The following is a 22930-nucleotide window of genomic DNA, read 5'->3' as shown; positions in this document are numbered from 1 at the left end:
GTCGGGTTCGCGAAAAGTGCACGTTCAGCGCGGTCGGTCGCCCTGCGCTCAGTCCTCCACGCGCACGGTGTAGCCCGAATTCTCCAGTGCGGTGAGCACATCGTCACGATGGGTCGGGCCGCGCGTCTCCAAGGTCAGCGATACCTCGACTTCATCGACGGCGAGCCATCCGCCGGTCCGTGAATGCACCACGTCGACGACGCTCGCGCCGGTCTTGCCGACCACTGCGAGCAGCCCGCTCAGCGCACCCGGACGATCCGAAATCGTCACGCGCACAGCGAGATAGCGGCCCGCGGCACCAAGGCCGTGTCCGATGATCCTGGTCAGCATCATCGGGTCGATATTGCCGCCGGACAGAACCGCGCACACTGGCCCATGCAGTCCGAGTTCGTCGGGTGCACAACTCATCAGGGCCGCCACCGCCGCGGCGCCCGCTGGCTCGACGATCAGCTTCGCCCGTTCCAGACACAGCAGCAGCGCCTTGGACAACGCATCCTCTTCCACTGTCACCACCGCGGGCACGTGCGCTGCGACATGCGCGAACGGCACCTGCCCCGGCAACCCGACCGCGATACCGTCGGCCATGGTCGACATGCGCGCCACCCGCACCGGCTTACCCGCCGCCAGCGAATCCGGCCACGCCGCCGCCTCCGCCGCCTGCACCCCCACCACTCGCACCTGCGGCGCGACATGGTGCAGTGCGATGGCGACCCCGGCCAGTAGCCCGCCACCGCCGGTCGGCACGAGCACCGTCCCGACATCGCGCATCTGCTCGATGATCTCCAGGGCCACCGTCGCCTGTCCGGCCACGATATCGGGGTGGTCGAACGGATGGATCAGCGTCGCACCGGTCCGCTCGGCGAAATCCAATGCGGCGTCCAGTGAGTCGTCGACGGTCTCACCCACCTGTCGCACCTGGGCCCCATACGCCTTGGTAGCCACCAACTTCGGTAGCGACGCACCAACCGGCATGAATACCGTCGAGTGAATCCCCAGCGTAGCGGCGGCCCACGCCACCCCCTGCGCATGATTTCCGGCGCTGGCCGCCACCACGCCCCGCGCCCGATCCGCCGCCGGAAGATTCGCGATCCGGAAGTACGCACCCCGCGGCTTGAACGATCCGGTCCGCTGCAAGTTCTCGCACTTCAGCCGCACCTCGGTCCCGGCGCATTCGGATAACACCCGTGACGCAACCACCGGCGTCCGCCGAATCACCGGCGCCAATGCCGCCGCGGCCGCCTCGATCCGCTCCAGTCCCAGCAACTCCATGCGCCCATGCTGCCAGCCCCCACACCGAATGCGAGGCGACATGTCGAAATCATCCGATGATTGTGTGCAGCCTCGCCGGTCACCCCGCCTTCGCGAGGTTGTGCGCGATCGTGCCGAGACGGGCGAGCCGAGCATCGCCCAGCGGTGTGAGCTTCCCACCGAGACGGTTGGTGACGAAGGCCAGCGACATCCCGGTCGCCGGATCGGCGAACGCGCCGGAGCCGCCGAGCCCGAAATGGCCGAAGGCCGAGACGGGTTCGGCCTTCGAGGGTTTCATCGGAACGCCGTGGTAGCCCAATGCCCACGGAATGCGGAAGGCGAGAACGTAATCGGGGGTGAAGACCTGACGCCGGGTGATCTGCTCGATGGTTTCCGGGCGCAACAGCTGGAAGTCCCCGAGTCGGCCATCGGTCGCGAGCGCGCTGTACATCCTGGCCAGCGCACGCGCGGAGAACACGCCATTGACGCCCGGCATGACCGAATCGTGCAGGCGCGGATCGGAAACCAAATCGGCGAACCCGCGCGGCGTGGTCTCCGCGGCCGCCGCGAAACGGGTCCGACCCATGAGTCGCGCACTGTTTTCCCAACTCATTCCGGCGACGGTGAGCCGGGGAAAGTTGGTGGCGATCCGGCCGCGCTCGGTTTCCGGTACGCGGAACCAGAGTTCTTCCGCGGCAAGCGGTTCCGCGATTTCGGTGCGCAGAATCTCGGTGAAGTCCGCGTCGGTGACCCGGCGGATGAGCTCGGCGACCAGATGCCCGAAGGAAATTCCGTGATAGCCGCTGGTGTAGGTGTGGCGCGGATCGGGGGAGCAGGCCGCGAGGGCGGCGGTGACCTCGGCGTCGTCGAAGAACCGCTCCACTGGTCCCGGCAGCAGTTCACGCAACCGGTGCAGACCCGCCCGGTGCGTCAGCATTTCCCGGACCGTGATGCGCTGCTTGCCCGCTGCCGCGAATTCGGGCCAGTAGGTGGCGACCGGCTCGTCGTAATCGAACAGTCCGCGCTCGGCCAGTCGGTGGGCCAGCGTCGAGACCACACCCTTTCCGGTGGAGTAGGCCATGGCCACGGTATCGGCGGACCATGGCACGCCGGGATGCGCGAACCCGGCCCACACATCCACCACCGGTTCGCCGTGCTGGTAGACCACGAGTGCGCCGCCGCCATCGCTGGGGCGTCGGAACAGCGTGTCGAATTCGGCGACCAGGCGCACATAGCGACGATCCACCGACTGCGTTGTCGTACGTGTCATCGGAATACCTCTGTCGTTAGACCAACTAACAGCATGGCACGGTGGTGACGGAGCATCCTATGGTGCGGGTATCCAACCACGCGACCGGTCGGTTCGGTGATCGTTTCCTGACCGTCACATCCGAGACCGCGATCGCAACACGGCTCGCATAGCGTGTCCGCATGCCACCGAGACGACGATCGGCGCTGCTCGCGAGGCTAGTTGTCGATGAACCGGGCCGTCCGCAAGTGATCCTCGGCGAACTCCGCCGGGTGATTCTCGATGGGGCCGTGCCGCCGTGCACTGTCATCCCGCTGCGCGAGGTTGCCGAATTGTTCGGCGTCAGCCACATCCCGGTGCGGGAGGCGCTCAAGACGCTGATCGGGGAGGGGTTGGTCACGCATCGGCCGCACGGCGGGTACGCGGTTGCCCAGCTGACCCCCAATGAGCTGCGCGAAATGTACATCGTGCGAGAGACCCTGGAAACCGCCTCACTGGCGGCGGCCGCGCGCAATGCCACCGCTGCCGACCGCGCGCACCTGCTCGAGGTGAATTCGCTACTGGAACAGGCGATTCGGGACGACGACCCGGTCGCCTATCATCGCCGATCGCGCGATTTCCACGTGGCAATGACCAAACCGTCGCGCATGTTCCGGCTCCTGCACATGCTCGAGTCGGCCTGGAATGTCACCGAGCCGGTGCAGTCGATGGTGCATATCGGCCGTGCCGACCGGGTGCGCCTGCATACCGATCACGCCTTGATGCTCGACGCGTTCATGGCACGCGACGTGGATCGCCTGCTGCTGGCGGCCGAACGGCATCACAGCAGGTTGGAGACGGTCATTACGACGCTGCCCACCGATACCGGTCTGCTCGCACCGGAAGATATATCTGTCGCGCAATAGCCGGGCAATAACTGCGCAATGGCCGGGCAATGCGTGGTTTCTACCGTCGTTTCGATCACAGCTTCGCCCTCGGATGGGACACACCATGACCGAAACGCTCACCACACCGGTCGCGCCCGCGGCACCGCCGGCACCCACCTACGACCCACGACTGACCAATGCGGACCTGGCACCGCTGCGCAAGCAGACCTGGGGTTCCTACAACATCTTCGCCTTCTGGATGTCGGACGTGCACAGCGTCGGCGGCTACGTCACCGCGGGCAGCCTGTTCGCGCTCGGACTGGCCAGTTGGCAGGTGCTCGCGGCGCTGCTGATCGGTATCACGATCGTTTATTTCTTCTGCAATCTGGTCGCCAAGCCGAGCCAGGTCACCGGCGTGCCGTATCCGGTCATGTGCCGCAGTGCGTTCGGGGTACTCGGCGCGAATATCCCGGCCATTATCCGCGGTTCGATCGCTGTCGCCTGGTACGGAATTCAGACCTTCCTCGCCTCGGCGGCGCTGGATGTCGTACTGGTGAAGCTATTTCCGGGATCGGCACCGTATGCGGTCGTGGATGACTATGGATTCCTGGGACTTTCGCTGCTCGGGTGGGGCAGCTATCTGCTGCTGTGGGTGGTGCAGGCCGGTGTGTTCTGGCGCGGCATGGAATCGATCCGCAAGTTCATCGACTTCTGCGGCCCCGCTGTATACGTCGTGATGTTCCTGCTCTGCGGATATTTGATCGCCAAGGCGGGCTGGAGCGCCATCGATCTGAAACTGGGCGAGGTGAAGTACACGGGTTGGGCTTCGGTACCGGTCATGCTCGGCGCGATCGCGCTGGTGGTCTCCTACTTCTCCGGCCCGATGCTGAACTTCGGCGACTTCTCCCGCTACGGAAAGAGTTTCGCCGCCGTGCGGCGCGGCAATCTGCTCGGGCTGCCGGTCAACTTCCTGCTGTTCTCGCTGCTGGTCGTGATCACCGCATCGCTGACCGTCCCGGTCTACGGTGAGCTGATCACCGATCCCGTCGCGACGGTGGCACGTATCGACAGCACCTTCGCGATCGTGCTGGGCGCGTTGACCTTCACCATCGCCACCATCGGCATCAATATCGTCGCCAACTTCATCTCCCCGGCCTTCGACTTCTCCCATGTCAGCCCGCAGCGGATCAGCTGGCGCGCGGGCGGCATGATCGCCGCGGTCGGCTCGATCCTGATCACGCCGTGGAACCTCTACAGCAATCCGGAGGTCATCCACTACACCCTCGAGGTGCTCGGAGCGTTCATCGGCCCGCTGTTCGGCGTGCTCATCGCCGACTACTACCTGGTGCGCAAGCAGCGGGTGGTAATCGACGACCTGTTCACCCGGTCGGCGACCGGAACCTATTGGTACAGCAAGGGTTACAACCCCGCCGCGATCGTCGCCACGGCCATCGGCGCGATCGTCGCGGTGATCCCGGTGCTCGCCAAGGATGTCACCGGCATGTACACCGCCGCGCAGTACAGCTGGTTCATCGGCTGCGGGCTCGGCTTCGTCACGTACTACCTGCTGGCTGCGCGAACCCGATCGGCGGTCGAGGGGGTCGCCGCCTGATGCGCATCCGGGTCGTCAACCCGAACACCACGCGGGCGATGACCGACACGATCGAGCGGTGTGCCGTGGCCGTAGCGGGCCGGGGCACACTGCTCGACGCGGTCACCGCCGAGATGGGGCCCGCCTCGATCGAGAGTCACTACGACGAAGCCCTCAGCGTCCCTGGCGTGCTGGCCGCCATTCGGCGCGGTGAGCAGGAGGGTGTCGACGGCTATGTGATCGCCTGCTTCGGCGATCCGGGCCTGGACGCGGCCCGTGAACTGGCCAGCGGCCCGGTAATCGGCATCGCGGAGGCGGCCATGCATACGGCCAGCCATCTCGGCCGCGGCTTCAGCATCGTCACCACACTGAGCCGTACCATCGGCCGCGCCACCGATCTGGTGGACCGCTATGGCATGCGGCGCCACTGCCGCGGCGTCCACGCCTGCGAAATTCCGGTGCTCGCGCTACAGACCGATCCGGATGCCCGCAAAATCGTCACCGAGGCCTGCCGCGATGCCGTGGACGCCGACGGCTCCGATGCGATCGTGCTCGGCTGCGCGGGAATGGCCGACCTGTGCCACCACATTCGCGACGAGATCGGCGTTCCGGTGATCGACGGCGTCGCCGCCGCCACCCTTACTGTGCAGTCGCTGATCACCCTCGGCCTGCGCAAATCGGGTAGAGGAGAGTACGCCACTCCGCCACCCAAGCCGTACGCCGGGCCGCTGCGGCCCTTCGGCTCGAATTCCTAGTGGGGGAGCGGACTTCGGTCAGGCGGCGACGGCCGCGCTGAGCGAGCGCATGGCGGCGTCGGGATCGCCGACGTCGACCACGAGGCGGGTGAAGCCGGGACCGGCGAGGTCGATGAGAATGGCTTGGCCGCCGAATGTGGTGTCCCAGAACTCTTTTCGGCCCTTACCCCGGTAGGTGCCCGCCGCGATCACACCGGGGAAGAAGGTGCCGGGCGCGCGGACCCACGGTGGGCGCAGGTCGACCGGTGCGGTGGTGATCTCGGTGATATCGGCCAGATCGAAGGTCACGTGCTCGCGTAGCGCCAGCAGACGGTGCCCGCCGAGTACACGAACCGTCACCTTATCGTCCGCGACTTCGAGTTCGACCATCGTGCACCTCACTAATTCCACAAGCTCGTACCCGATCGAGGATCCAAGTCGGACCTGGCCGCACGCTGTGCCGTTCCTGTGAGTTCTCGAAGGTTTTGTGCAGTGTGACAACCGCCGCATCGGTGTTACGAGCATTGAATACTTGCTGAAACGTAGATATGCGCATCAAAACATGAGAATCCACCGGGCAGCAGCTGCGGGCAGACCGGCGTGTGTCGATCCGTAGAAGCAGCAAAGAGGCGAGGGGTCTCGCTCTACCGCCAGAGGAGGTGACGAAGCTCGGATTGTGACCTTGGTCCGTGCTCGCACGGCCACACCACGACGCGGCCGTCGCGCCGGGGCGTGCGCCGGATCGAGTTCCGTCCTCGCCCCCCACACGGCATCGGTCCAGCATGCACACTGCCACCCGTCGGCAACCGCGCGGGCGGCAAGCTGGACCGGGCAGCCACGAGCGGATCAACACCGACTACGAGATGACGCCGGAGATGATCGATGGCTGCCTCGGCCGCGGTCCCGCGTACCGGCATCGGCCGGGTCAGCGGGACTGATTCCTCAGATAACCCGTACCGCCTCGTCCGCGATCTCGAGCACACCCAGCAGCCACGGCGTGTAGCTCTCGGGATGGTCGGCGATCGCGTCGCGCAGTGCATCCGGCTGGATCCACGCGTAATCGGCGACTTCGGCCGGATCGGGTCGCGGCGCGGCGGTCCGCAAGAACTCCGCACTCAACCGGCCGATGAGCACGTGATCCCATTCGTGTTCCACGCGACCGGTCGCGGAATCCGCGGCGTGATACCGGAAGATGCCGACCTCGGTGAGTGTGGTGGCCAACCCCAACTCCTCGGCCAGCCGGACCGCGGCGGCCGCCGCCACCGGCTCATCCGGCGCCGGATGCCCACAGCAGGTATTGGCCCACAGCAGCGGAAACCGCGTCTTCACCGCGGCACGCTGCTGCAAGAGCACCCGCCCCGCGTCGTCGTAGAGCAGCACCGAGAACGCGCGGTGCAGCAGTCCCGGCGCGGTATGAGCCTGCGCCACCGGGCACGCACCGACCGCGCACCCGGCGTCGTCGACGAGCTCGACAGGCAGGGCCTCGCGGTCGGTGATCGGCTTGGTCAGCGTTTCCGTCACCGGCCCACCTTATCGGCGGCAATGAGCAGGTACTGGAAGCTGCCCTCCTTGTAGGCGGTCAGGAATGGCTTCTCCACACCGGTCGCGAGCTCGGATTCGGTGCGCAGCTCCCAGTAGGGGATGGTGGCCGCGGTCAGATCGATCACAGTGATCGGCACCAGATTGTGCTCGGCCATGGCCCGGAAGTACTCGCTGCGCGGATGGATCATGCAGCCGTAGTGGGCGTCGATCCAGCTGACCGAGGACGAGCGCCCGCCATTGACATCGTTGGAGCAGCCCGTGATGCAGACGTAGCGACCACCCGATTCGAGCAGCCGGGAGAATTCGCCGAACAGTTCGGCGAGATCGACGTACATGGTGGTTTCGTTGGTCCAGATGCCGCGCATCGCTCCGGTGTCGAAGCCGGTGTCCAGCATGTTCCGGAAGTGGAAACGCACTTTGTCCGCCACACCGCGATGCGCGGCCTGATCATTGGCGAAGCCGACCTGATATTCGGAGATGGTGACGCCGTCGACCTGACAGCCGAACCGCTGATTGGCCATGAAACTGGTACCGCCGCGGCCGGATCCGCCGTCCAGCAGTCGATCGCCCGGCCGGATATCGCCGAGGTGGTCCAGCAGCAGCGTGGCCTGCGCGGTCTCCAGACGGTGTAGTTCCTTGACGAGCCGCTCCTCGCGGGTGTCCTCGGGCCCGGCCAGCGCCGCCTGATCGGGGTCGCCGATGCCGTAGTGGTGGTGGAAGAGTCCGTCGACCTCACCGAGTTTGACATTGACCCGGTCGTCGTTCGGGTTGTTGTTCCAATACTCGGCAACGGCCTTCTGGTAGCTGGTGCGCAGGACGGACCCCGTGTCCGGATTGAGCATGGTCATGCCTGATCATCCTCTCGTGTTGCGTTACTACTGATTTCGTTGCGGTACTGGCTGATTCGACTCGGTGTAGCGCTTGCTCGCGGCGTGCCAGGCGCGGTTTCCGCCCATCCAGGCCCACAGTCCGCCGAGGAATCGGCGCAGTTCGGCCGATCCGGCGGCGGCCAGCGGCCCCGCCTCCTGTTCGAACCGGTGCACCAGCTCGTCGTGGATGGCGGCCGTGCGTACCACCGCCTCGCGCCGAGAGCACCGCTCCTCCGCCGCCAAGACCGTCGGCAGGTTGAATTCCCGACCTTCCGAACGGTCTTCGCGCGCCATCGAGTACAGGTCGTTCACCATCTGACTGGCGAGTGCGGCCGTGGTGACCACGCGCCGCACCCGCGGATCGGTGTACTCGGCGGCCTGGAGTTCATATCCGCCGACCACATCGATCGGTGCCATACACGGCAGGAAACTGTGCGGTTGCCGGTTGGTGAGGTACTCCCACACCGGTGGCATGCGGTGTGCGGCCCGCCAACCGGCCTCCGCGCCGAGCGCGATGAACCATCCGCCGATCTCCGTGCGCAATCGGGCGAGCTGAGCCGGGGTCGCATACCGGGACAGATGCTCGAAGGAGGTACGGAACGCGCGCAGGATCGGATCGGCCTGCATGGCCCGTTCCAGCTGTGGCGCGTAGCGCGCTGGCAGATGAACGGGATCTATGGCGGCGGCAGCCAATTCGAGCCGTGGACCGAGTTCGGCCTCGGCACTGGAGGGCGTGCCGTCGGGTGCGGTGTCATCAGCCCCCTCATCACAGTAGTAATCGTCGACCGCCCATTCCGAGACCGCGCATTTGGCGGCGGCGAGCAGCCGGTCGGGATCGTTGCTGTCCGGATGAGCGAGCATGATCAGGCGGCCGAAGTCGGCATCGCGCAGTTCACCCAGTCGTCCGGCGTAGAGGCCGATATCCCGGGCCCAGGCGATGAGTCCGTCATTGACCAGTTCGGCCAATGCCGGATCATCGCGCACCGGCGGTGGACAGTACAGCGGTGGAATCGGTGCCGCGGTGCCGTGCAGGTAGGCCGAGGCGGTACCCAATCCCGTGGGGCCGAGGGGAATTCGACCCCGCACGGATTTCTGCTCGATGGGGGCCGATCCTGTCGGCGCGGCCCCCTGCGCCGCGCCGACAGCGATCGATATGGCATCGAGCGTCACCGGCGGCGGCTGGACACCAGCCGCCTGGATAGTAGGTGTGCATGCGGGGTCGGGTACCTCAGTAGTAGGTAATCCCGCTTTCGCAGACGTGGACGAGGGGAGTAGGAGCGCAGCCGCGCCGAGTCCGCTGGGTCCGAGGAGGCGGCGCGGAGCAGGTGTCGTAGGTTCGGTGGACCGGTCCGGTTCGGGCGAATCAGCTGCCACCACCTTGGCTTCGGCTGATTCGTTCGATACGGGTTCTGCTGTGCATTCGGGTGTATCCGTGCTTTCAGATGTAACAGCGGCCTCCGGTAGTCCCGGAGCCGCTAGCGGTAGCGTCGGCGGAGCGGTGGCATCGAGATTCGACAACAGCGCGGCAACCGCGGCGGCCACATCACTGGTGGCCGCCGGTGCCGAGACACGCGAGAGCACCGACATCGGTCACCACCCCGGTCATTCCGCCTGCCGGGCGACCAGGACGTTGTCGAGCACGCCCAGCGCGTCCGGCACCAGCACTGCCGCGGAGTAGTAGCAGCTGACCAGGTAGGAGATGATCGACTGATCGTCGATGCCTTTGAAACGGACGTTCAGGCTGGGCTCGTATTCGTCCGGAATGCCGGTCTGATGCAGTCCGATGACGCCTTGATCCTTCTCGCCGGTGCGCATGGCCAGGATCGAGGTGGTCTGGGTATCGCTGACCGGAATCTTGCTGCACGGGTAGATCGGGACCCCGCGCCAAGCGAAGACCCGATGTCCGTCCACCTCGACCGGATCGGGATAGAGCCCGCGCCTACTACATTCACGGCCGAAGGCGGAGATCGCTTTCGGATGTGCCAGAAAGAGTTTCGTGCTGCGCCGCATGCTGAGCAGTTCATCCATATCGTCCGGTGTCGGCGCACCGGATTCGCTGTAGATGCGTTGCTTGAGATCGCAATTGTGCAGCAGTCCGAAATCGGGGTTATTGACCAGGTCGCTCTCGCGCCGCTCGTAGAGCGCCTCGATGGTGAGCCGCAGTTGCTGCTCGACCTGGTTCATCGGGTCGTTGAACAGGTCGGCGACCCGGGTGTGCACGCGCAAGACGCTCTGCGCCAGGCTGAGTTCGTATTCGCGCGGGTCGGCGTCGAGGTCGACGAAGGTGCCCTGCAGCAGCGGTTCGCCCGAGTGACCCGAGGAGATCTCGATATTCGCCTCGCCCTTGGTGTTTTGCGGCCGGTCCGGTGCGGCCGCCACCCGGGATAATTGCTCGCGGAGTGCCGGGGTGGTTTCCAGGATTTCGTCGAGCGTTTGCCTGGGGAGTACCAGCATGGTGGTCTGGGTGACGGTCTTGACGGTCACCGGCCAAATAGCCGACTCGTCGACAAGCGTTTCGTCACCGAAGAAATCCCCTCCGGCCAGCATCCCCAACTTGGTTTGCTCGCCGTATTCTCCGGTGCCGATTTTGCTGAGCTTGCCGTGCACGATCAGCATGACCTGATTCATCGGATTGCCGAATTCGGCGACCACGGTCCCGGGCCCGAGGTCGCGCTGTTCGAATCGCTGGGCGAGTGCGCGCAGTATCTCCTCGTCGTCGAAGTCTCGCAATTGCGGAAGTTCGGTGAGTTCCATCGGAATCACCCTGGCCTGCGAGCCGTCGATGACGAACTCGACCTCGCCGTTGCCCACGGTATGGGTCAGCCGGCGGTTGACTCGGTAGATACCGCCGTTGACCTGGGTCCATGGCAGCGTGCGGGTGAGCCAGCGCGAGGTGATGCCCTGCATCTGCGGCTCGGACTTGGTGGTGTGCGCGAGCTGGTGGGCGGCACCGGTGCTGAGGCTCTTGCGAACGTTATTTTCTGTTTGGACTGGCATTTCGATGGTCATGCGTTGTCCTCACCTGAGATGGTCACCGAGACGGGCGATTGTGGTGCACTGGTAGTCGACGGCACTTCAGATTCGGTTGCTGTTCACAACAATTCGACAGGTGGCATGCCTGTCGGGGCTGGGACGACGTGGTTGCCGAGAGATAGGACGGACCGAGACATGAAAAAGGGAACCGACTCTCTCGTGCGAATTGGCTTACGCGACATTGCGTTCCGAACGGCATCGATCCTAGACCGCGAAAGATGCTGTGCGCAGGGAAATTTCGAAGAACAAGCCACGAGTATGCCGGTCTGTTTTCTGGATGGTTACGACATGAACTCGATGCGGACAACCGCAGATAACGTCCTGGGATGAATCGGGACTTCTCGGACCTGTCTGAACGGTCGGTATTTTTTCTGTACTACGTCCCCATACCCATCCGGCGGACATCCGGAAGATCGGCCCCACCTGGCATGGAACCGGTCACAGCGGACACATAATGGATACACGGTGTGGGAAGCTCGTCTGAGCACATCGGGGTGTGTGATGCGGGTCACTTTGCAGGGTAGGGCCAGGAGCGATCGTGAAGTTCAATGTGGAAAGTGTGGTTGGGTCGGTGCAGCGGCTGATGGCGACGGCCCAGAACGGGCTCGAGGTCATCCGCTTCGGCGGGTTGACCACCGATGTCGAGTCGTCGCCGTTCGAGATCGTCGAACGGCGCAGAATGTATCGGCTGCGCCATTACTTCCCCGACGATACGACGCCGGGGCGCCCGGTCGCGGTCTTGGTGCCGCCGCTGATGGTCAACGCCGACATCTGGGATGTGAACGCCGAGGACGGTGCGGTCGGCATCTTGCACCGCGGCGGAATCGACTGCTGGGTGGTCGATTTCGGTTCGCCCGCTAGTGAGGAGGGCGGTTGGGAACGGGATCTGGCCGATCACGTCCTCGCGGTCAACAGCGCCATCGATACGGTCTGCGATGCGACCGGCAGCAGCGTGCATCTGATGGGCTACTCCCAGGGCGGCATGTTCGCCTATCAGACCACCGCATACCGGTTCGGCAAGGGCGTCGAGAGCATCGTGACCTTCGGCAGCCCGGTCGATGTCGTCGCCGGGATGCCGTTCGGACTGCCGTACGGCATGGTCTCCGATGTCGCGGAGTTCCTGGCCGACCATGTGGTCACCCGGCTGCCGATCACCGATTCCATGGTCCGGGTCGGCTTCCAGATGCTCGATCCGGTGAAGACCGCCAAATCGCGCATCGACTTCCTGCGCCAGTTGCACGACCGGGAGGCGTTGCTGCCCAAGGAACGTCAGCGCCGATTCCTCAATAGTGACGGCTGGGTCGGCTACGCGGGTCCGGCGGCGGCCGATCTGCTCAAGCAGTTCGTGGCGCACAACCGAATGATGCTGGGTGGCTTCGTGATCCGGGATCAGCCGATTTCGCTGGCCGAACTGAAGTGCCCGATCCTCGCCTTCGTCGGCGAGGTCGACGATATCGGCCAGCCCGCCGCGGTGCGCGGCATCGTGCGGGCCGCGCCCCATGCCGAGGTCTACGAAGCCAGTTTGGTGGCAGGACATTTCGGCCTCGTCGCGGGCAGCATGGCCACCCGGCACACCTGGCCGCTGGTGCGTCAGTGGATCGATTGGATGGACGGCGATCAGCCGCTGCCGCCGGAAATCGCGCCGATGACCGAACATGTCGCGACCAACCGGCCGAATTCGGCGGCCACCCGCGTCGTCCACACCGCGGCCACCATGGTCGAGGCGGGCGCCGGTGTCGGCAAGGCGCTGGAAGGGATCGCCAACAATACCGTGCGCGGTTCCATCGAGCTGGCCGGTGAGGCCGCACGGGCACTGCCGCGGCTGGCCCGGCTCGGCCTGATCCAGCCGCACACCCGAATCTCGTTGGGCCGCTTGGTCGCCGAGCAGGCGCGCCGCGCACCGCTGCGCGATCTGTTCCTCTTCGACGATCGCGTGCATACCAATGCGGCCGTCAACGCGCGTATCGATAATGTGGTGCGCGGGCTCATTTCCGTCGGCATCCGCCCGGCCATTCGCGTCGGTGTGGTGATGGAGACCCGGCCGAGCGCGCTGGCCACCGTCGCCGCGCTCTCGCGCCTCGGCGCGGTTGCCGTACTGCTCGCCCCCGGTAGCGAACTGGAGCGGGCCATCGAGCTCACCGGTATCAAAACCCTGGTCTCGGATCCGGAGAACCTGCGGTCCGCGGCGGCCACCGGAACCCGGGTGCTCGTCCTCGGCGGCGGCGATGCGCGCACCCTCGATGTCCCGCTCAGCGAAAACGTAGTCGACCTCGAGCAGATCGATCCCACCCAGGTGGAACTGCCCGCCTGGTACCGCCCGGATCCGGGTCTGGCGCGCGAATTGGCGTTCGTGCTCGTCACCGGCACCGGCGACCGACTGGAGGCCAAATACATCACCAACCACCGCTGGGCGCTATCCGCCTTCGGCACCGCTACCTCGGCCGATCTGGATCGCAAGGACACCGTCTACTGCCTTGCGCCGCTACATCATTCGTCCGGTCTGCTGGTGAGCCTCGGGGGTGCGATCGCGGGCGGCAGCCGGATCGCGCTGGCCAGATCGCTGGATCCGACCCGGTTCGGCGAGGAGGTGCATCGCTACGGCGTCACGGTGGTCACCTACACCTGGACCATGCTGCGCGACATTCTCGACGCCGAGGTCTTCTCGGCCGTGCTGCGCTCACCCACCCCGTCTGTTCCGCCGACTGCCACCCCCATGTGGCATCCGATCCGGCTGTTCATCGGCTCGGGCATGCCCGCCGGGCTGTGGCGGCGCACCACCGAACAGTTCGCCCCCGCCCGGGTGCTGGAGTTCTACGCATCCATCGAGGGCGATGTGGTGCTGGCCAATGTGACCGGTGTGAAGGCGGGCTGCAAGGGCCGCCCGGTACCGGGCACCGCCAGGGTGGAACTGGTCGCCTACGACCCGGTGACCGGCCAGATCCGGACCGACGCGTCCGGCTTCGCGCGCCGCTGCGCCGATAACGAGGTCGGTCTGCTGCTCGGCAAGGCGACCGAGGGCATCGATCTCTCCGACGGCGGACTGCGCGGTGTGTTCACGGCGGGCGATGCGTGGATGCCGACGGAGAACCTGTTCCGCCGCGATGGCGATGGCGACTACTGGCTGGTCGATCGCCGGGATACGGTGATCCACAGCGCCCGCGGACCGGTATTCACCCAGCCCATCGTCGATACCCTCAACGACATCACCGCCGTCGATATGGAGGTCGCCTATGGCCTGCCCGTCGGTGAGCACGCGCTGGCGGTGGCAGCGGTCAGCATCCGCAAGGGCTTGCGGCTGGAACCCAAGGATGTGACCGAGGCGGTGCAGGCCCTCGATCCGGACCAGCGCCCCGACATCGTGTACGTCGTCGGCGAGATCCCGCGCAGCTCGTCCTACCGCCCGTCCACCCGCGCGGTGCAGGCCCAGGGTCGCCCGCGGCCCGGCCCCGAGACCTGGTGGTACAACCGGGAATCGGACGCCTACGAGGTGCTCACCGAGGCCGAAGCGACCGCGCTTCTCGGCACCGACTGACCGTTGCCCGGGTCCCGGCGAAAGCCGGGACCCGGCTGATCGATTCGGCGTTCACCGCGGCGATGTACCCGCGCCGGATGCCGCCATCGAGGCCCGCAAGTGCGTAGCGTGGATACCAAGTCCTCGACGACGACGGAGGTTTCGAGATGTCGTGGAAGGTTCAGCTCGGCATCGGCATCCTGGCGCTGCTGGGCGTGCTGATGCTTGTCGGCTTCGTCAAGAGCGTGATCTACTCGCTGCTGCCCGTGGTGATCCTGCTGCTGCTCGGCTACGGCGCGTTCCGGCTCTACGTCGCCACCCGAGGCAAGGCCGAAACGCCGCCGCAGCTGCCGCAAGCTACACCACCCGCGGTATCGGCCCGGCCGACGAAGGATGCGGCGACCAGACTTCGCGAGATCCGCGAGGAGGCCGCCCGTCAGCAGCGTCAGCAGCAGTAAGAGCGGCTACGAGCTGTAAGCGGTGACGGCCTCGACCACGCGACCGAGCTGAGCCTCGGTCAGCATCGGCCACAGCGGCAGTCGCAGGATCGTCGAGGAGAACCGCGCGCTGCGCGTGCACGGCACCGGCGTCCGCCCGTACTTCAGCCCGGCCGGACTGGAATCCAGCGGGATGTAATGGAACGGGGCGACGATGCTCTGCGCCGCGAGATGCCGGATGAGCCCGTCACGTGACTCTTCGCTCGGCATCTGCAGGAAGAACATGTGCGCGGTGTGTTCCCGATCCTCGGGCACCGTCATCAGCCGGGCGCCGGTGCGTTCGGCCCAGTCCGGCAGTTGTGCGGCGTAGGTGTCCCACACCCGGTGGCGCTGTGCCTGGATCGCGTCGAATTCATCGAGTTGCGCGTCGAGTACGGCCGCGTTCAGCTCGCTGGGCAGATAGCTGGAGCCGATGTCCTGCCAGGAGTATTTGTCGACCTGACCGCGCAGGAAGCGGGCCCGGTTGGTGCCCTTCTCCCGCATGATCTCCGCGCGACCCATCAGGATCTCGTCGGAGAGCAGCAGCGCGCCACCCTCGCCGCAGTGCACATTCTTGGTGTCGTGGAAGCTCTGGGTGCCCAGCGTGCCGATGGTGCCGAGTTGGCGACCGCGCCAGGTGCCGCCGAGGCCGTGCGCATTGTCCTCGATGAGCGCGATGCCGTGCTGCTCGGTGAGCGCGAGCAGGCGCGCCATATCGGCGGCGACACCGCCGTAGTGCATGACCACGACCGCCTTGGTCCGGGCGGTGATCGCCTCGGCGACCGAATCCGGATCGATATTGCCGCTCGCCTCATCGATATCGACGAAGACGCAGGTCGCACCGCGCAGTGCCATCGAGGTGGCCGCCGAGGTGAATGCGAAGCTCGGCACGATCACTTCGTCATCGGGTCCGAGTTCGAGCAGCAGCGCCGCCAATTCCAGGGCATGCGTGCAGGAGGTGGTCAGCAGCGCGTGCGGTGCGCCGGTGATGTCCTTCAGCTTGGCCGTCGCGGACGCGGTGAACTTGCCGTCGCCATGGCTGTGGTCCGAGCCGAGTACGGCCTCGATGTTCGCCAGCTCCCGGCTCGCGCGGAATGGCCTGCTGAAGATGATGCGCTCGTTCACTCCCCTGTGCCCTTCTCACCCGCGGCTGCCGGTACCGCGTCGGTGACTCGATGGGTCGTGTCCGGCGCCTCGATGGTAGCCGGGCGCGGAGTGGGGGAGTCCACGGTGAGATAGAGCGGCTTGCCGACCAGAATGTGCAGTGCCACACCGAGATATTCGGCGATGAGCCCGAGCGAGAACAGGATCGCGCCCGAACACAGCAGGGTGACCACGATCATCGAGGCCCAACCCTCGGGATCATTGTTATGGCCCGCCAGCTTCTGGACGATGATCACCGCCGCCATGATCCCGCCCGCGAGCGCCAGCGTGCCGCCGAGCAGGCTGACCAGCCGCAGGCCGCGAGTGCCGCTGCACAGCACCATCTTCCAGAACAGTGAGAACAGCCGCCGATAGTTGTATCCGGACTCCTCGCGGCCCTCGGCGCGCAGCAGCACCGGCACCGAGACGGCATTGCCGACCACCCAGGTCAGGGCCACATCGAGATAGGCGCCGTTGGCGGCGACCTCGGCGAGCTGACGACCGATATCGCCGCGGATCAGCCGGAAGCTCTCGAACCGCGTCGAATCCGGGAAGGCGAAGATGGTGGCGAGCACGATCTTCGCGCCGCGCGAGGTGAGGTTGCGCAGGAAGCCGTGCGGGCGGGTATTGGTCGGCTTGGAGTAGACCAGGTCGGCGCGTTCGGCCAGCGCCGCGTCCAGGAAGGCCGCGATGAAGGCAGGATCGTGCTGGCCGTCCTCGTCCATCGTGACGATCCACTCGCCGCGCGCGGCCGCCATACCGGCGATGGTCGCGGCGTCCTGGCCGAAGTTGCGGCTCAGCCACACCGCCCTGACCTGCTCGTAGGTCTGCTCGAGCTGCTGCATGACGACATCGGAGCGGTCCGGGCCGTTGTCGTGGACCAGGATGATCTCGTCGACGACGAAGGTGGTGCCATCGGGTGTCGTGGTCGACTCGGCGAACTTGTCGAGTTCGGCGACGAGCGCGGAGATGGTGTCCTCGCCCCGGTATACGGGCACGACGACAGAAACCGAGTGCCGGTGGCCGCTCTGGGACCGGACAAACGGACGCTCGCTCGATGTCCCCGGAATCGGCCGGGGCGTACGTGCGGTGGGAATCGGCATTGGCGAGATCGACTTTCGATGACGGTGCGTGCCGGTACTCGTCGCTGGTGCTGAGCCCGAGCCGTCGTGAACTCTAACACGGTGCGACCACGCCCCGTCGACCCGCTGATCATGTTCGGAACCGATCGGATTCGGGCCACGGGACAGCGGGCGATGCGAGCGAACGGTGTTGCACTGTAGGGTCTGGAACTCGTGGTGGAAAGTAGCGTCCCTGCCCCGCGGGACGTGTACAAATGGGGCATCATTACCGCGCTCGGGGTGATCGCGGGATATGTTGCGGTACTGCTGGCCAACGTCCGGCATTTCTACACCGACGACACGGAATCGCAGTACGCCCCGCTGTGGGTGATGCTCGGGCGGCAGCTGCGCGACGGGCAGCTGCCCGCGCTGGTCCCCGAGCATTGGATGGCGGGCAACTACACGATCGAAGAGGCAGGTCTGCTCAATCCGCCGCAGCTGCTGATCGATCTGATCGCGCCTTCGGTCGACAACCTCGCGTTGTACGCCACCGTGGTCAAGCTGATCTTCGCGGTCATCTTCGGCCTCGGCGTGTACCGGATCTGCCTCGTCTACGGCGCGAAGCCGGCGTGGGCGGCGGTCGCGGGCGTCTCGATTCCGTTCACCGGGTGGCTGCTGTTCTTCGACGAGGCGAGTTGGTTCACCGCGTTCACCGGCACCGCCTGGATGGTGCACGCCTGGGCCTCCGGTGTCAGATACGCGCGTGGCCGCAGCGGTCCGATTCCGACATTCGTCTTTCTGTATCTGGCGATTTCGGTGCAGTACATCTTCCCGGCCGTCGAGGCCGGGCTGATGATCGGCGCGGTGGCGGTCGGCGAACTGGTTTATCAGAAGAAGTGGCAGCCCTCGATGCGGCTGCTGACGGTGGCCGGTTTCGCGGCGCTGGCCGGGCTCGCGACCTATCTGCCGAGCATGCTCTCGGCAAAGGTGACCTGGCGCGGCACCTCCCAGATCAATAACGACCAGTTCCTGACCGTGCCCTGGTCGGAGTCGCTGAACGCCAGCCTGCCGACCACCATGCCCGCCTACAGTTCCTGGTGGGGCTATATCCAACCACTGCCGGTGGTGTACATCGCGTGGTTCCTGATTCCGGCGCTGGCGTTCGTCGATTGGGGCAAGGCGCGCGAGGGAGCGCGCGAGCTGACCGCGCCCGCGCTGGTCGCGATCATGGCGCTGATGTGGACCGCCGGACCCGGCACCATCGGCCCGCTGCGCTGGCCCGCCCGGGTGCTGCCGATGCTGGCGCTCGGACTGCTGGTACTGGTGTGTGTGCTGCTCGGGCGCTATGCCACCGTCGCGGACTGGCGTCGGCGCGGCATCGCCGGTGCGCTGCTGCTCGGACTGCTGCTCGCGCGGACCTTCTCCGCGGATCCGCACCGCATCGGTTGGCATCTGGTCTCGGTGGCCGCCGTCGCGGCGCTCGGAGCGGCTGTGGTGTGGCTCGGCCGCAACCGGGGCACGGCCGCGGCCTGCGCGCTGGCCATCGTCGCGGTGTTCCCGATCGCCTTCCTCCAGGTGAATATGGTGCAGCCGACACCGATGAGCTGGAACCTGCCGGAGAACCGCGCCGAGATGAAGCGCGCCTTCCCCACATTCCCCGGCACCACACTGCAACTGGCCGATCGCGGGCTGATCCAGCCCAATGAGCGCACACTGCAGGGCGCGTACGGATCGCTGGTATTCGGTAACTACGCCAAGGATCTCGAGCTGACCTACGTCAGCGGCTACACCCCGAACGGGCACTTTTGGTTCGGCGACATGCTCTGCATGCGCTGGGATACCAGTGTCTGCCCGGATGCCTATCGTCGGGCGTTCGCGACCGAACCGACCACCGGCCGGACCATCGTCGATCTGATGAAGGTGGATCGGGTGGTACTGCAGCGCGCACTGTACCCCGACGCGCGCAACCAACCCGCGCCGCCCGGCTGGAAGTGGGTCGACTACCCGGGCCACGAGCGCTACATCGCGGTGCTCGAGCGCGAGAACGGGCTGCTCTCAACCCAGAACGGCCGGGTCGCCGATGCGACGGGCGTGACCGCCACCTCGGTCTCGGAATCGGATATGACCAGCCGGGTGCGGGTGAATTCGGAGAACGGCGGGCAGATCGTCTTCGCGCGACTCGGCTGGCCGGGCTACCGGGTGACGTTGGACGGCAAGGACCTTCCGATCAGGGTGGTCGCGAAGATCTTTGTAGCCGTGGATGTTCCGGCCGGGACCAAGAACGGCGACCTGGTAGTGAGCTGGCGTCCGCCGGGCTGGAAGATCGGCGGCGCGACCGCGGTACTCGGCCTGGCCGGCCTGAGTGTGCTGCAGTGGCTGTATCTGCGGAGTCGGCGGCCCGATGACGAGCCCGTCGACGTGGCGACCGCGGATACGGCGACGGCGGAACCGCCGACGGCCCAACCCGATCTGGCAGACGCGATCCGGTGACCACGGGTGCGGCGAATTCGTTGAATGCGGGCGCGGGAGATCCGGGGGGCTCGGAGGCCGCGAAGGCAGTGGTCCCGCGGCCCACGGAGTGCGAGGACCCGGGACCGCTGCTGCGCATCGTCAAGCGGCAGGAGATCGCGTTCGCGGCTGTCGGCGTCGTGAATACCGCGCTGGGTATGGGGCTGACCGTCATGTGGTTGGCGGTCCTCGGCGCGAGCGTGCCGCCCGCCGTCGCGGTGGTCCTGGCCTATGCCATCAGCATCGTTATCGCATTCGTCTTGCATCGGACGTTGGTTTTTCGGGTGCGGGGCCACATGATCCGCGATTTCCTTCGGTTCGTCGGCGTGAATTCCGGTGGCCTGCTGATGAATATGGTGTTGCTGTCGCTGGCCGTCTCGGTGCTGCACCTGCCGAGTAAGCCGTCGGCGGTGGTGGTCATGGGACTTGTCGCGATCGCCAGCTACTTCGGTCATCGCTACATTTCGTTCCGGCGAGAACCGGTGCCGCCGCCATCGGCCGGTTCCGGTGCGGAGCAGTTCTAGGCGCCGGGTAGGTTATCGAACATGCCGGAGGAAACCGCCTTGGACGCCACGCTGTTGAGCCTGCTCGCCTGCCCGCAGGACAAGGGTCCGCTGCTGTTGGTCCGCGATGACAAGGGCGCCACCGCGCTCTACAACCCGCGCTTGCGCCGCGCCTACCCGATCGAGAACGGCATCCCGGTGCTGCTGATCGATGAGGCCCGCGATGTCACCGACGCGGAGCACACCGCCTTCACCGGTCAGCACGCCGACGCCTGATCGGGCATGCGCCCCGGTGGCACACCATCCCAGGTGCCACCGGGCATTCGCCGCACCCGGTGTCGATGGCGGCGATCCGCCGCGTGGGCTCGAACTTCGCCGGATCCACCTGTCCGGATTCGGCTGAACGTCGATCACGTTGCGGTGGTATCGATTTCACCGGTGAGATAGCGCTGGAGCGTAGGCCCCACCGCGGCGACGAGATCTGCCGCCGGCATGGACGCCAGCGGCTCGATTTCGAGAATCTTGCGCGCGACCAGCACCCCGATCATCTGGGTGCCGACCAGGGCGACCCGGGCTCGGCCGTCATCGTCGGGCGTCGAGATACGCGCCCGCACCCGTTCGAGTACGACGTCCAGGACAAACGTCCTGGCCAGCGCAGTGTCACCACCCGCGAGGATGCTGCGCACCGCTGCGACGACGCCGGGACCGGCGGGGGAGTCCCATACCGCGACCACCGAGCCGATAATGGTCTCCCCGAGCCGATCCAGTGGTGCTGCCTCGATCCGGCGCAGCGTGGTCTCCGGATCGACTGGCAGCTCGACCACCGCGGCGAACAACTGCTGTTTCGTCCCGAAGTAGTGGTGGACCAATGCCGGATCGACCCCGGCGTCGGCGGCGACGGCACGGATCGAGGTCTTATCGAAGCCGCCCTCGGCGAAGCGGGCGCGGGCCGCGGACAGGATCGCCTCGCGGGCGCCGGATTGTCCTGGCCGACGCCCGGAGCGGGTGCCGCGATCGCCGTTGGTCGCTTCGGTCACGCGGTTCGCCGCCGTAGGGTGGCCGCGCCGAGGCACAGTGCGACAACGGCGAATCCGGCGACGACCAGCAGATCCCAGAGCATCTGCCCGGTGACATCCGGATGTTTCGCAACCTGTTGCAGCGCGTCGACCGCATAACTCAACGGCATCACATTGCTGATCGCCTCCAGCCAGCCCGGCAACTGTGCGCGCGGAACGAGCAGGCCGCACAGGAAGATCTGCGGCGCGACCACCACCGGCATGAACTGCACGGCCTGGAATTCGGTGCGCGCGAAGGCACTTGCCAATAGGCCGAGTGCCACACCGCAGATCGCGTCGACCATCGCGATCACCACCACCCAGGCCGGACTGCCCGCCGAATTCAGGCCGAGCAGACCGAAGGAGACCAGACACGCCACCGCCGCCTGCGCGGCCGCGGCCAGGGAGAAAGCGGTGCCGTACCCGGCGAGGAGATCGAGCTTGGACAGTGGCGTCGTCAGCAGCCGCTCCAATGTGCCCGAGGTGCGTTCGCGCTGCATGGCGATCGCGGTGATCAGGAACATCACGATGAACGGCAGGATGCCGAGCATGCTCATGCCGACGCGGTCGAAGATCGGCACCGGGTTGAGCGGATTGGGCGGGGTGTCCTTGTAGATGAAGTACAGCAGCGTCATCAGCACGGCCGGAACCACGAGAATCATTGCGACAGTGCGGTGGTCGTTGCGCAGCTGGCGCAGGATGCGTCCGGTCGTCGCGACGTAGGGGCGCAGCGTCAGCGTCCGGCGCGGGGGTACGAGGGTGGTAGTCATGCCGCACGTCCCATCGTGATCAGGGTGAGGAAGGCTTGTTCGAGGTTCTGTTCACCGGTTTCGGTGCGCAGTTCGTCGGGGCTGAGTTGGGCCAGGAGCTCGCCCTCGCGCAGCAGCAGCAGTTTGTCGCAGTGCTCGGCCTCGTCCATCACATGGCTGGACACCAGTAGCGTCGTCCCGTTCGCGGCCAATTCGTGGAACTGCTTCCACAGGTCGACGCGCAGCACGGGATCCAGGCCCACCGTCGGCTCGTCCAGGATCAGCACATCGGGCTGTGCGACCAGTGCGCAGGCCAGTGAGGCGCGGGTCTGCTGGCCGCCAGAGAGTTCGTCACCACGCTGACGCGCCTGTTCGAGCAGGCCGACCGCGGCGATGGCTTCGTCGGTGTCGTCGCGGTCGCGGCCGTAGAGCGCCGCGTAATAGGCGACGTTCTCACGGACGCTGATATCGGGGTAGATGCTCGGCGCCTGGGTCACGTAGCCGATCCGGCGCCGCAACTCCGCCGCGCCCGCCGGAATCCCGAGCGCCGAGATCTCACCGGACTCCACGATCTGGGTGCCGACAATGCTGCGCATGAGGGTGGTCTTGCCGCATCCGGACGGTCCGAGCAGCCCGGTGATGGAGCCGCGCGGAATGGTGAGCGAAATATCGTGCAGAACTTCGCGGCCGCCGCGGCGCACGCAGAGGTTGCGCACCTCTACAGCGGGAGATGAGTGCAGGTCCGTCATGAGACGCCTCAATTCATCGGGTGTTGAATTCACTGTGTGATGA

20 protein-coding genes are annotated in these 22930 nt (G+C 66.2%); 8 read left to right on the top strand and 12 right to left on the bottom strand.

Going from position 1 to position 22930, the window contains the following annotated elements; genetic code table 11:
* Nucleotides 1–48 precede the first annotated feature (48 nt).
* Both ilvA and ACQP0C_RS28100 read right to left on the bottom strand, forming a co-directional pair.
* Nucleotides 49–1269 carry a threonine ammonia-lyase gene (gene ilvA / locus ACQP0C_RS28105; RefSeq protein WP_433724710.1) on the bottom strand — a complete coding sequence of 407 codons (1221 nt, stop codon included), beginning with the start codon at nucleotides 1267–1269 and terminating at the stop codon, nucleotides 49–51.
* A 79-nt stretch (nucleotides 1270–1348) separates the two neighbouring features.
* The gene (locus ACQP0C_RS28100) at nucleotides 1349–2518 is read right to left on the bottom strand and encodes a serine hydrolase domain-containing protein (RefSeq protein WP_433724708.1); all 1170 of its coding nucleotides are present in this window, start codon (nucleotides 2516–2518) and stop codon (nucleotides 1349–1351) included.
* A 161-nt stretch (nucleotides 2519–2679) separates the two neighbouring features.
* Here ACQP0C_RS28100 and ACQP0C_RS28095 point away from each other — a divergent pair, with 161 nt between their 5' ends.
* The 3 genes from ACQP0C_RS28095 to ACQP0C_RS28085 all read left to right on the top strand — a co-directional run bounded on the left by ACQP0C_RS28095 (nucleotide 2680) and on the right by ACQP0C_RS28085 (nucleotide 5709).
* Entirely contained in the window at nucleotides 2680–3402 is a 723-nt protein-coding gene (locus ACQP0C_RS28095) for a GntR family transcriptional regulator (RefSeq protein ID WP_433724706.1), read from the top strand.
* Nucleotides 3403–3487: 85 nt separating this feature from the next.
* Entirely contained in the window at nucleotides 3488–4975 is a 1488-nt protein-coding gene (locus ACQP0C_RS28090; protein ID WP_433724704.1) for an NCS1 family nucleobase:cation symporter-1, read from the top strand.
* Entirely contained in the window at nucleotides 4975–5709 is a 735-nt protein-coding gene (locus ACQP0C_RS28085; protein ID WP_433724702.1) for an aspartate/glutamate racemase family protein, read from the top strand. Before ACQP0C_RS28090 ends, ACQP0C_RS28085 begins: the two co-directional genes overlap by 1 nt.
* Nucleotides 5710–5727: 18 nt before the next feature.
* Here ACQP0C_RS28085 and ACQP0C_RS28080 read toward each other — a convergent pair whose 3' ends face one another.
* The 5 genes from ACQP0C_RS28080 to ACQP0C_RS28060 all read right to left on the bottom strand — a co-directional run bounded on the left by ACQP0C_RS28080 (nucleotide 5728) and on the right by ACQP0C_RS28060 (nucleotide 11108).
* Nucleotides 5728–6078, bottom strand: coding sequence for a hypothetical protein (locus ACQP0C_RS28080; protein ID WP_433724700.1), 351 nt, complete (start codon nucleotides 6076–6078; stop codon nucleotides 5728–5730).
* A 552-nt stretch (nucleotides 6079–6630) separates the two neighbouring features.
* Complete coding sequence (idi, locus tag ACQP0C_RS28075; RefSeq protein ID WP_433724698.1) at nucleotides 6631–7209, bottom strand: isopentenyl-diphosphate Delta-isomerase; 579 nt, start codon at nucleotides 7207–7209, stop codon at nucleotides 6631–6633.
* Complete coding sequence (locus ACQP0C_RS28070; RefSeq protein WP_433724696.1) at nucleotides 7206–8078, bottom strand: geranyl diphosphate 2-C-methyltransferase; 873 nt, start codon at nucleotides 8076–8078, stop codon at nucleotides 7206–7208. The genes idi and ACQP0C_RS28070 overlap by 4 nt, the downstream gene beginning before the upstream one ends.
* A gap of 27 nt (nucleotides 8079–8105) precedes the next feature.
* Nucleotides 8106–9686, bottom strand: a complete 1581-nt coding sequence (locus tag ACQP0C_RS28065; protein ID WP_433724694.1) for a family 2 encapsulin nanocompartment cargo protein terpene cyclase — start codon at nucleotides 9684–9686, stop codon at nucleotides 8106–8108.
* A gap of 15 nt (nucleotides 9687–9701) precedes the next feature.
* Complete coding sequence (locus tag ACQP0C_RS28060) at nucleotides 9702–11108, bottom strand: family 2B encapsulin nanocompartment shell protein (RefSeq protein WP_433724692.1); 1407 nt, start codon at nucleotides 11106–11108, stop codon at nucleotides 9702–9704.
* A gap of 562 nt (nucleotides 11109–11670) precedes the next feature.
* On the opposite strand from ACQP0C_RS28060, the gene ACQP0C_RS28055 reads away from it, so the two are divergent.
* Together ACQP0C_RS28055 and ACQP0C_RS28050 are read left to right on the top strand one after the other, a co-directional pair.
* Entirely contained in the window at nucleotides 11671–14664 is a 2994-nt protein-coding gene (locus tag ACQP0C_RS28055) for an acyl-CoA synthetase (RefSeq protein WP_433724690.1), read from the top strand.
* 146 nt (nucleotides 14665–14810) lie between these two features.
* The gene (locus ACQP0C_RS28050; protein ID WP_433724689.1) at nucleotides 14811–15101 is read left to right on the top strand and encodes a hypothetical protein; all 291 of its coding nucleotides are present in this window, start codon (nucleotides 14811–14813) and stop codon (nucleotides 15099–15101) included.
* A gap of 6 nt (nucleotides 15102–15107) precedes the next feature.
* Here the strand turns inward: ACQP0C_RS28050 and rffA are convergent, their stop codons facing one another.
* Both rffA and ACQP0C_RS28040 read right to left on the bottom strand, forming a co-directional pair.
* Nucleotides 15108–16244, bottom strand: coding sequence for a dTDP-4-amino-4,6-dideoxygalactose transaminase (gene rffA / locus ACQP0C_RS28045; protein WP_433724687.1), 1137 nt, complete (start codon nucleotides 16242–16244; stop codon nucleotides 15108–15110).
* Nucleotides 16241–17365 carry a glycosyltransferase gene (locus ACQP0C_RS28040; protein WP_433724685.1) on the bottom strand — a complete coding sequence of 375 codons (1125 nt, stop codon included), beginning with the start codon at nucleotides 17363–17365 and terminating at the stop codon, nucleotides 16241–16243. Before ACQP0C_RS28040 ends, rffA begins: the two co-directional genes overlap by 4 nt.
* A 192-nt stretch (nucleotides 17366–17557) precedes the next feature.
* Between ACQP0C_RS28040 and ACQP0C_RS28035 the strand changes: the two genes are divergently transcribed.
* From ACQP0C_RS28035 to ACQP0C_RS28025, 3 genes are read left to right on the top strand one after another with little or no spacing between them, the layout of a single operon-like run.
* Nucleotides 17558–19813, top strand: coding sequence for a hypothetical protein (locus ACQP0C_RS28035; RefSeq protein ID WP_433724683.1), 2256 nt, complete (start codon nucleotides 17558–17560; stop codon nucleotides 19811–19813).
* Nucleotides 19810–20355, top strand: a complete 546-nt coding sequence (locus ACQP0C_RS28030) for a GtrA family protein (protein WP_433724681.1) — start codon at nucleotides 19810–19812, stop codon at nucleotides 20353–20355. Before ACQP0C_RS28035 ends, ACQP0C_RS28030 begins: the two co-directional genes overlap by 4 nt.
* Before the next feature lie 21 nt (nucleotides 20356–20376).
* A complete protein-coding gene (locus ACQP0C_RS28025) occupies nucleotides 20377–20610 on the top strand; it encodes a Trm112 family protein (RefSeq protein ID WP_433679252.1) in 234 nt (77 codons plus the stop codon).
* Nucleotides 20611–20744: 134 nt separating this feature from the next.
* Here the strand turns inward: ACQP0C_RS28025 and ACQP0C_RS28020 are convergent, their stop codons facing one another.
* From ACQP0C_RS28020 to ACQP0C_RS28010, 3 genes are read right to left on the bottom strand one after another with little or no spacing between them, the layout of a single operon-like run.
* The gene (locus ACQP0C_RS28020; RefSeq protein WP_433724679.1) at nucleotides 20745–21371 is read right to left on the bottom strand and encodes a TetR family transcriptional regulator; all 627 of its coding nucleotides are present in this window, start codon (nucleotides 21369–21371) and stop codon (nucleotides 20745–20747) included.
* On the bottom strand, nucleotides 21368–22159 hold the full coding sequence (locus ACQP0C_RS28015) for an ABC transporter permease (protein WP_433724677.1): 792 nt from the start codon (nucleotides 22157–22159) through the stop codon (nucleotides 21368–21370). Before ACQP0C_RS28015 ends, ACQP0C_RS28020 begins: the two co-directional genes overlap by 4 nt.
* A complete protein-coding gene (locus ACQP0C_RS28010; protein WP_433724675.1) occupies nucleotides 22156–22887 on the bottom strand; it encodes an ABC transporter ATP-binding protein in 732 nt (243 codons plus the stop codon). Before ACQP0C_RS28010 ends, ACQP0C_RS28015 begins: the two co-directional genes overlap by 4 nt.
* Between the last annotated feature and the right edge of the window lie 43 nt (nucleotides 22888–22930).

The sequence above is a fragment of the Nocardia sp. CA-129566 genome (assembly GCF_050956075.1).
Classification (GTDB): domain Bacteria; phylum Actinomycetota; class Actinomycetes; order Mycobacteriales; family Mycobacteriaceae; genus Nocardia.
Note: the sequence above shows the minus strand (reverse complement) of the source record. Positions and strands in the feature narration are given on the sequence as shown.

What these genes read in the sequence shown, in the direction of transcription:
- ilvA (WP_433724710.1), bottom strand. Translation starts at nt 1,269, where the DNA reads ATGGAGTTGCTGGGACTGGAGCGGATCGAGGCGGCCGCGGCGGCATTG.
- ACQP0C_RS28100 (WP_433724708.1), bottom strand. Translation starts at nt 2,518, where the DNA reads ATGACACGTACGACAACGCAGTCGGTGGATCGTCGCTATGTGCGCCTG.
- ACQP0C_RS28095 (WP_433724706.1), top strand. Translation starts at nt 2,680, where the DNA reads ATGCCACCGAGACGACGATCGGCGCTGCTCGCGAGGCTAGTTGTCGAT.
- ACQP0C_RS28090 (WP_433724704.1), top strand. Translation starts at nt 3,488, where the DNA reads ATGACCGAAACGCTCACCACACCGGTCGCGCCCGCGGCACCGCCGGCA.
- ACQP0C_RS28085 (WP_433724702.1), top strand. Translation starts at nt 4,975, where the DNA reads ATGCGCATCCGGGTCGTCAACCCGAACACCACGCGGGCGATGACCGAC.
- ACQP0C_RS28080 (WP_433724700.1), bottom strand. Translation starts at nt 6,078, where the DNA reads ATGGTCGAACTCGAAGTCGCGGACGATAAGGTGACGGTTCGTGTACTC.
- ACQP0C_RS28070 (WP_433724696.1), bottom strand. Translation starts at nt 8,078, where the DNA reads ATGACCATGCTCAATCCGGACACGGGGTCCGTCCTGCGCACCAGCTAC.
- ACQP0C_RS28065 (WP_433724694.1), bottom strand. Translation starts at nt 9,686, where the DNA reads ATGTCGGTGCTCTCGCGTGTCTCGGCACCGGCGGCCACCAGTGATGTG.
- ACQP0C_RS28060 (WP_433724692.1), bottom strand. Translation starts at nt 11,108, where the DNA reads ATGACCATCGAAATGCCAGTCCAAACAGAAAATAACGTTCGCAAGAGC.
- ACQP0C_RS28050 (WP_433724689.1), top strand. Translation starts at nt 14,811, where the DNA reads ATGTCGTGGAAGGTTCAGCTCGGCATCGGCATCCTGGCGCTGCTGGGC.
- ACQP0C_RS28040 (WP_433724685.1), bottom strand. Translation starts at nt 17,365, where the DNA reads ATGCCGATTCCCACCGCACGTACGCCCCGGCCGATTCCGGGGACATCG.
- ACQP0C_RS28025 (WP_433679252.1), top strand. Translation starts at nt 20,377, where the DNA reads ATGCCGGAGGAAACCGCCTTGGACGCCACGCTGTTGAGCCTGCTCGCC.
- ACQP0C_RS28015 (WP_433724677.1), bottom strand. Translation starts at nt 22,159, where the DNA reads ATGACTACCACCCTCGTACCCCCGCGCCGGACGCTGACGCTGCGCCCC.
- ACQP0C_RS28010 (WP_433724675.1), bottom strand. Translation starts at nt 22,887, where the DNA reads ATGACGGACCTGCACTCATCTCCCGCTGTAGAGGTGCGCAACCTCTGC.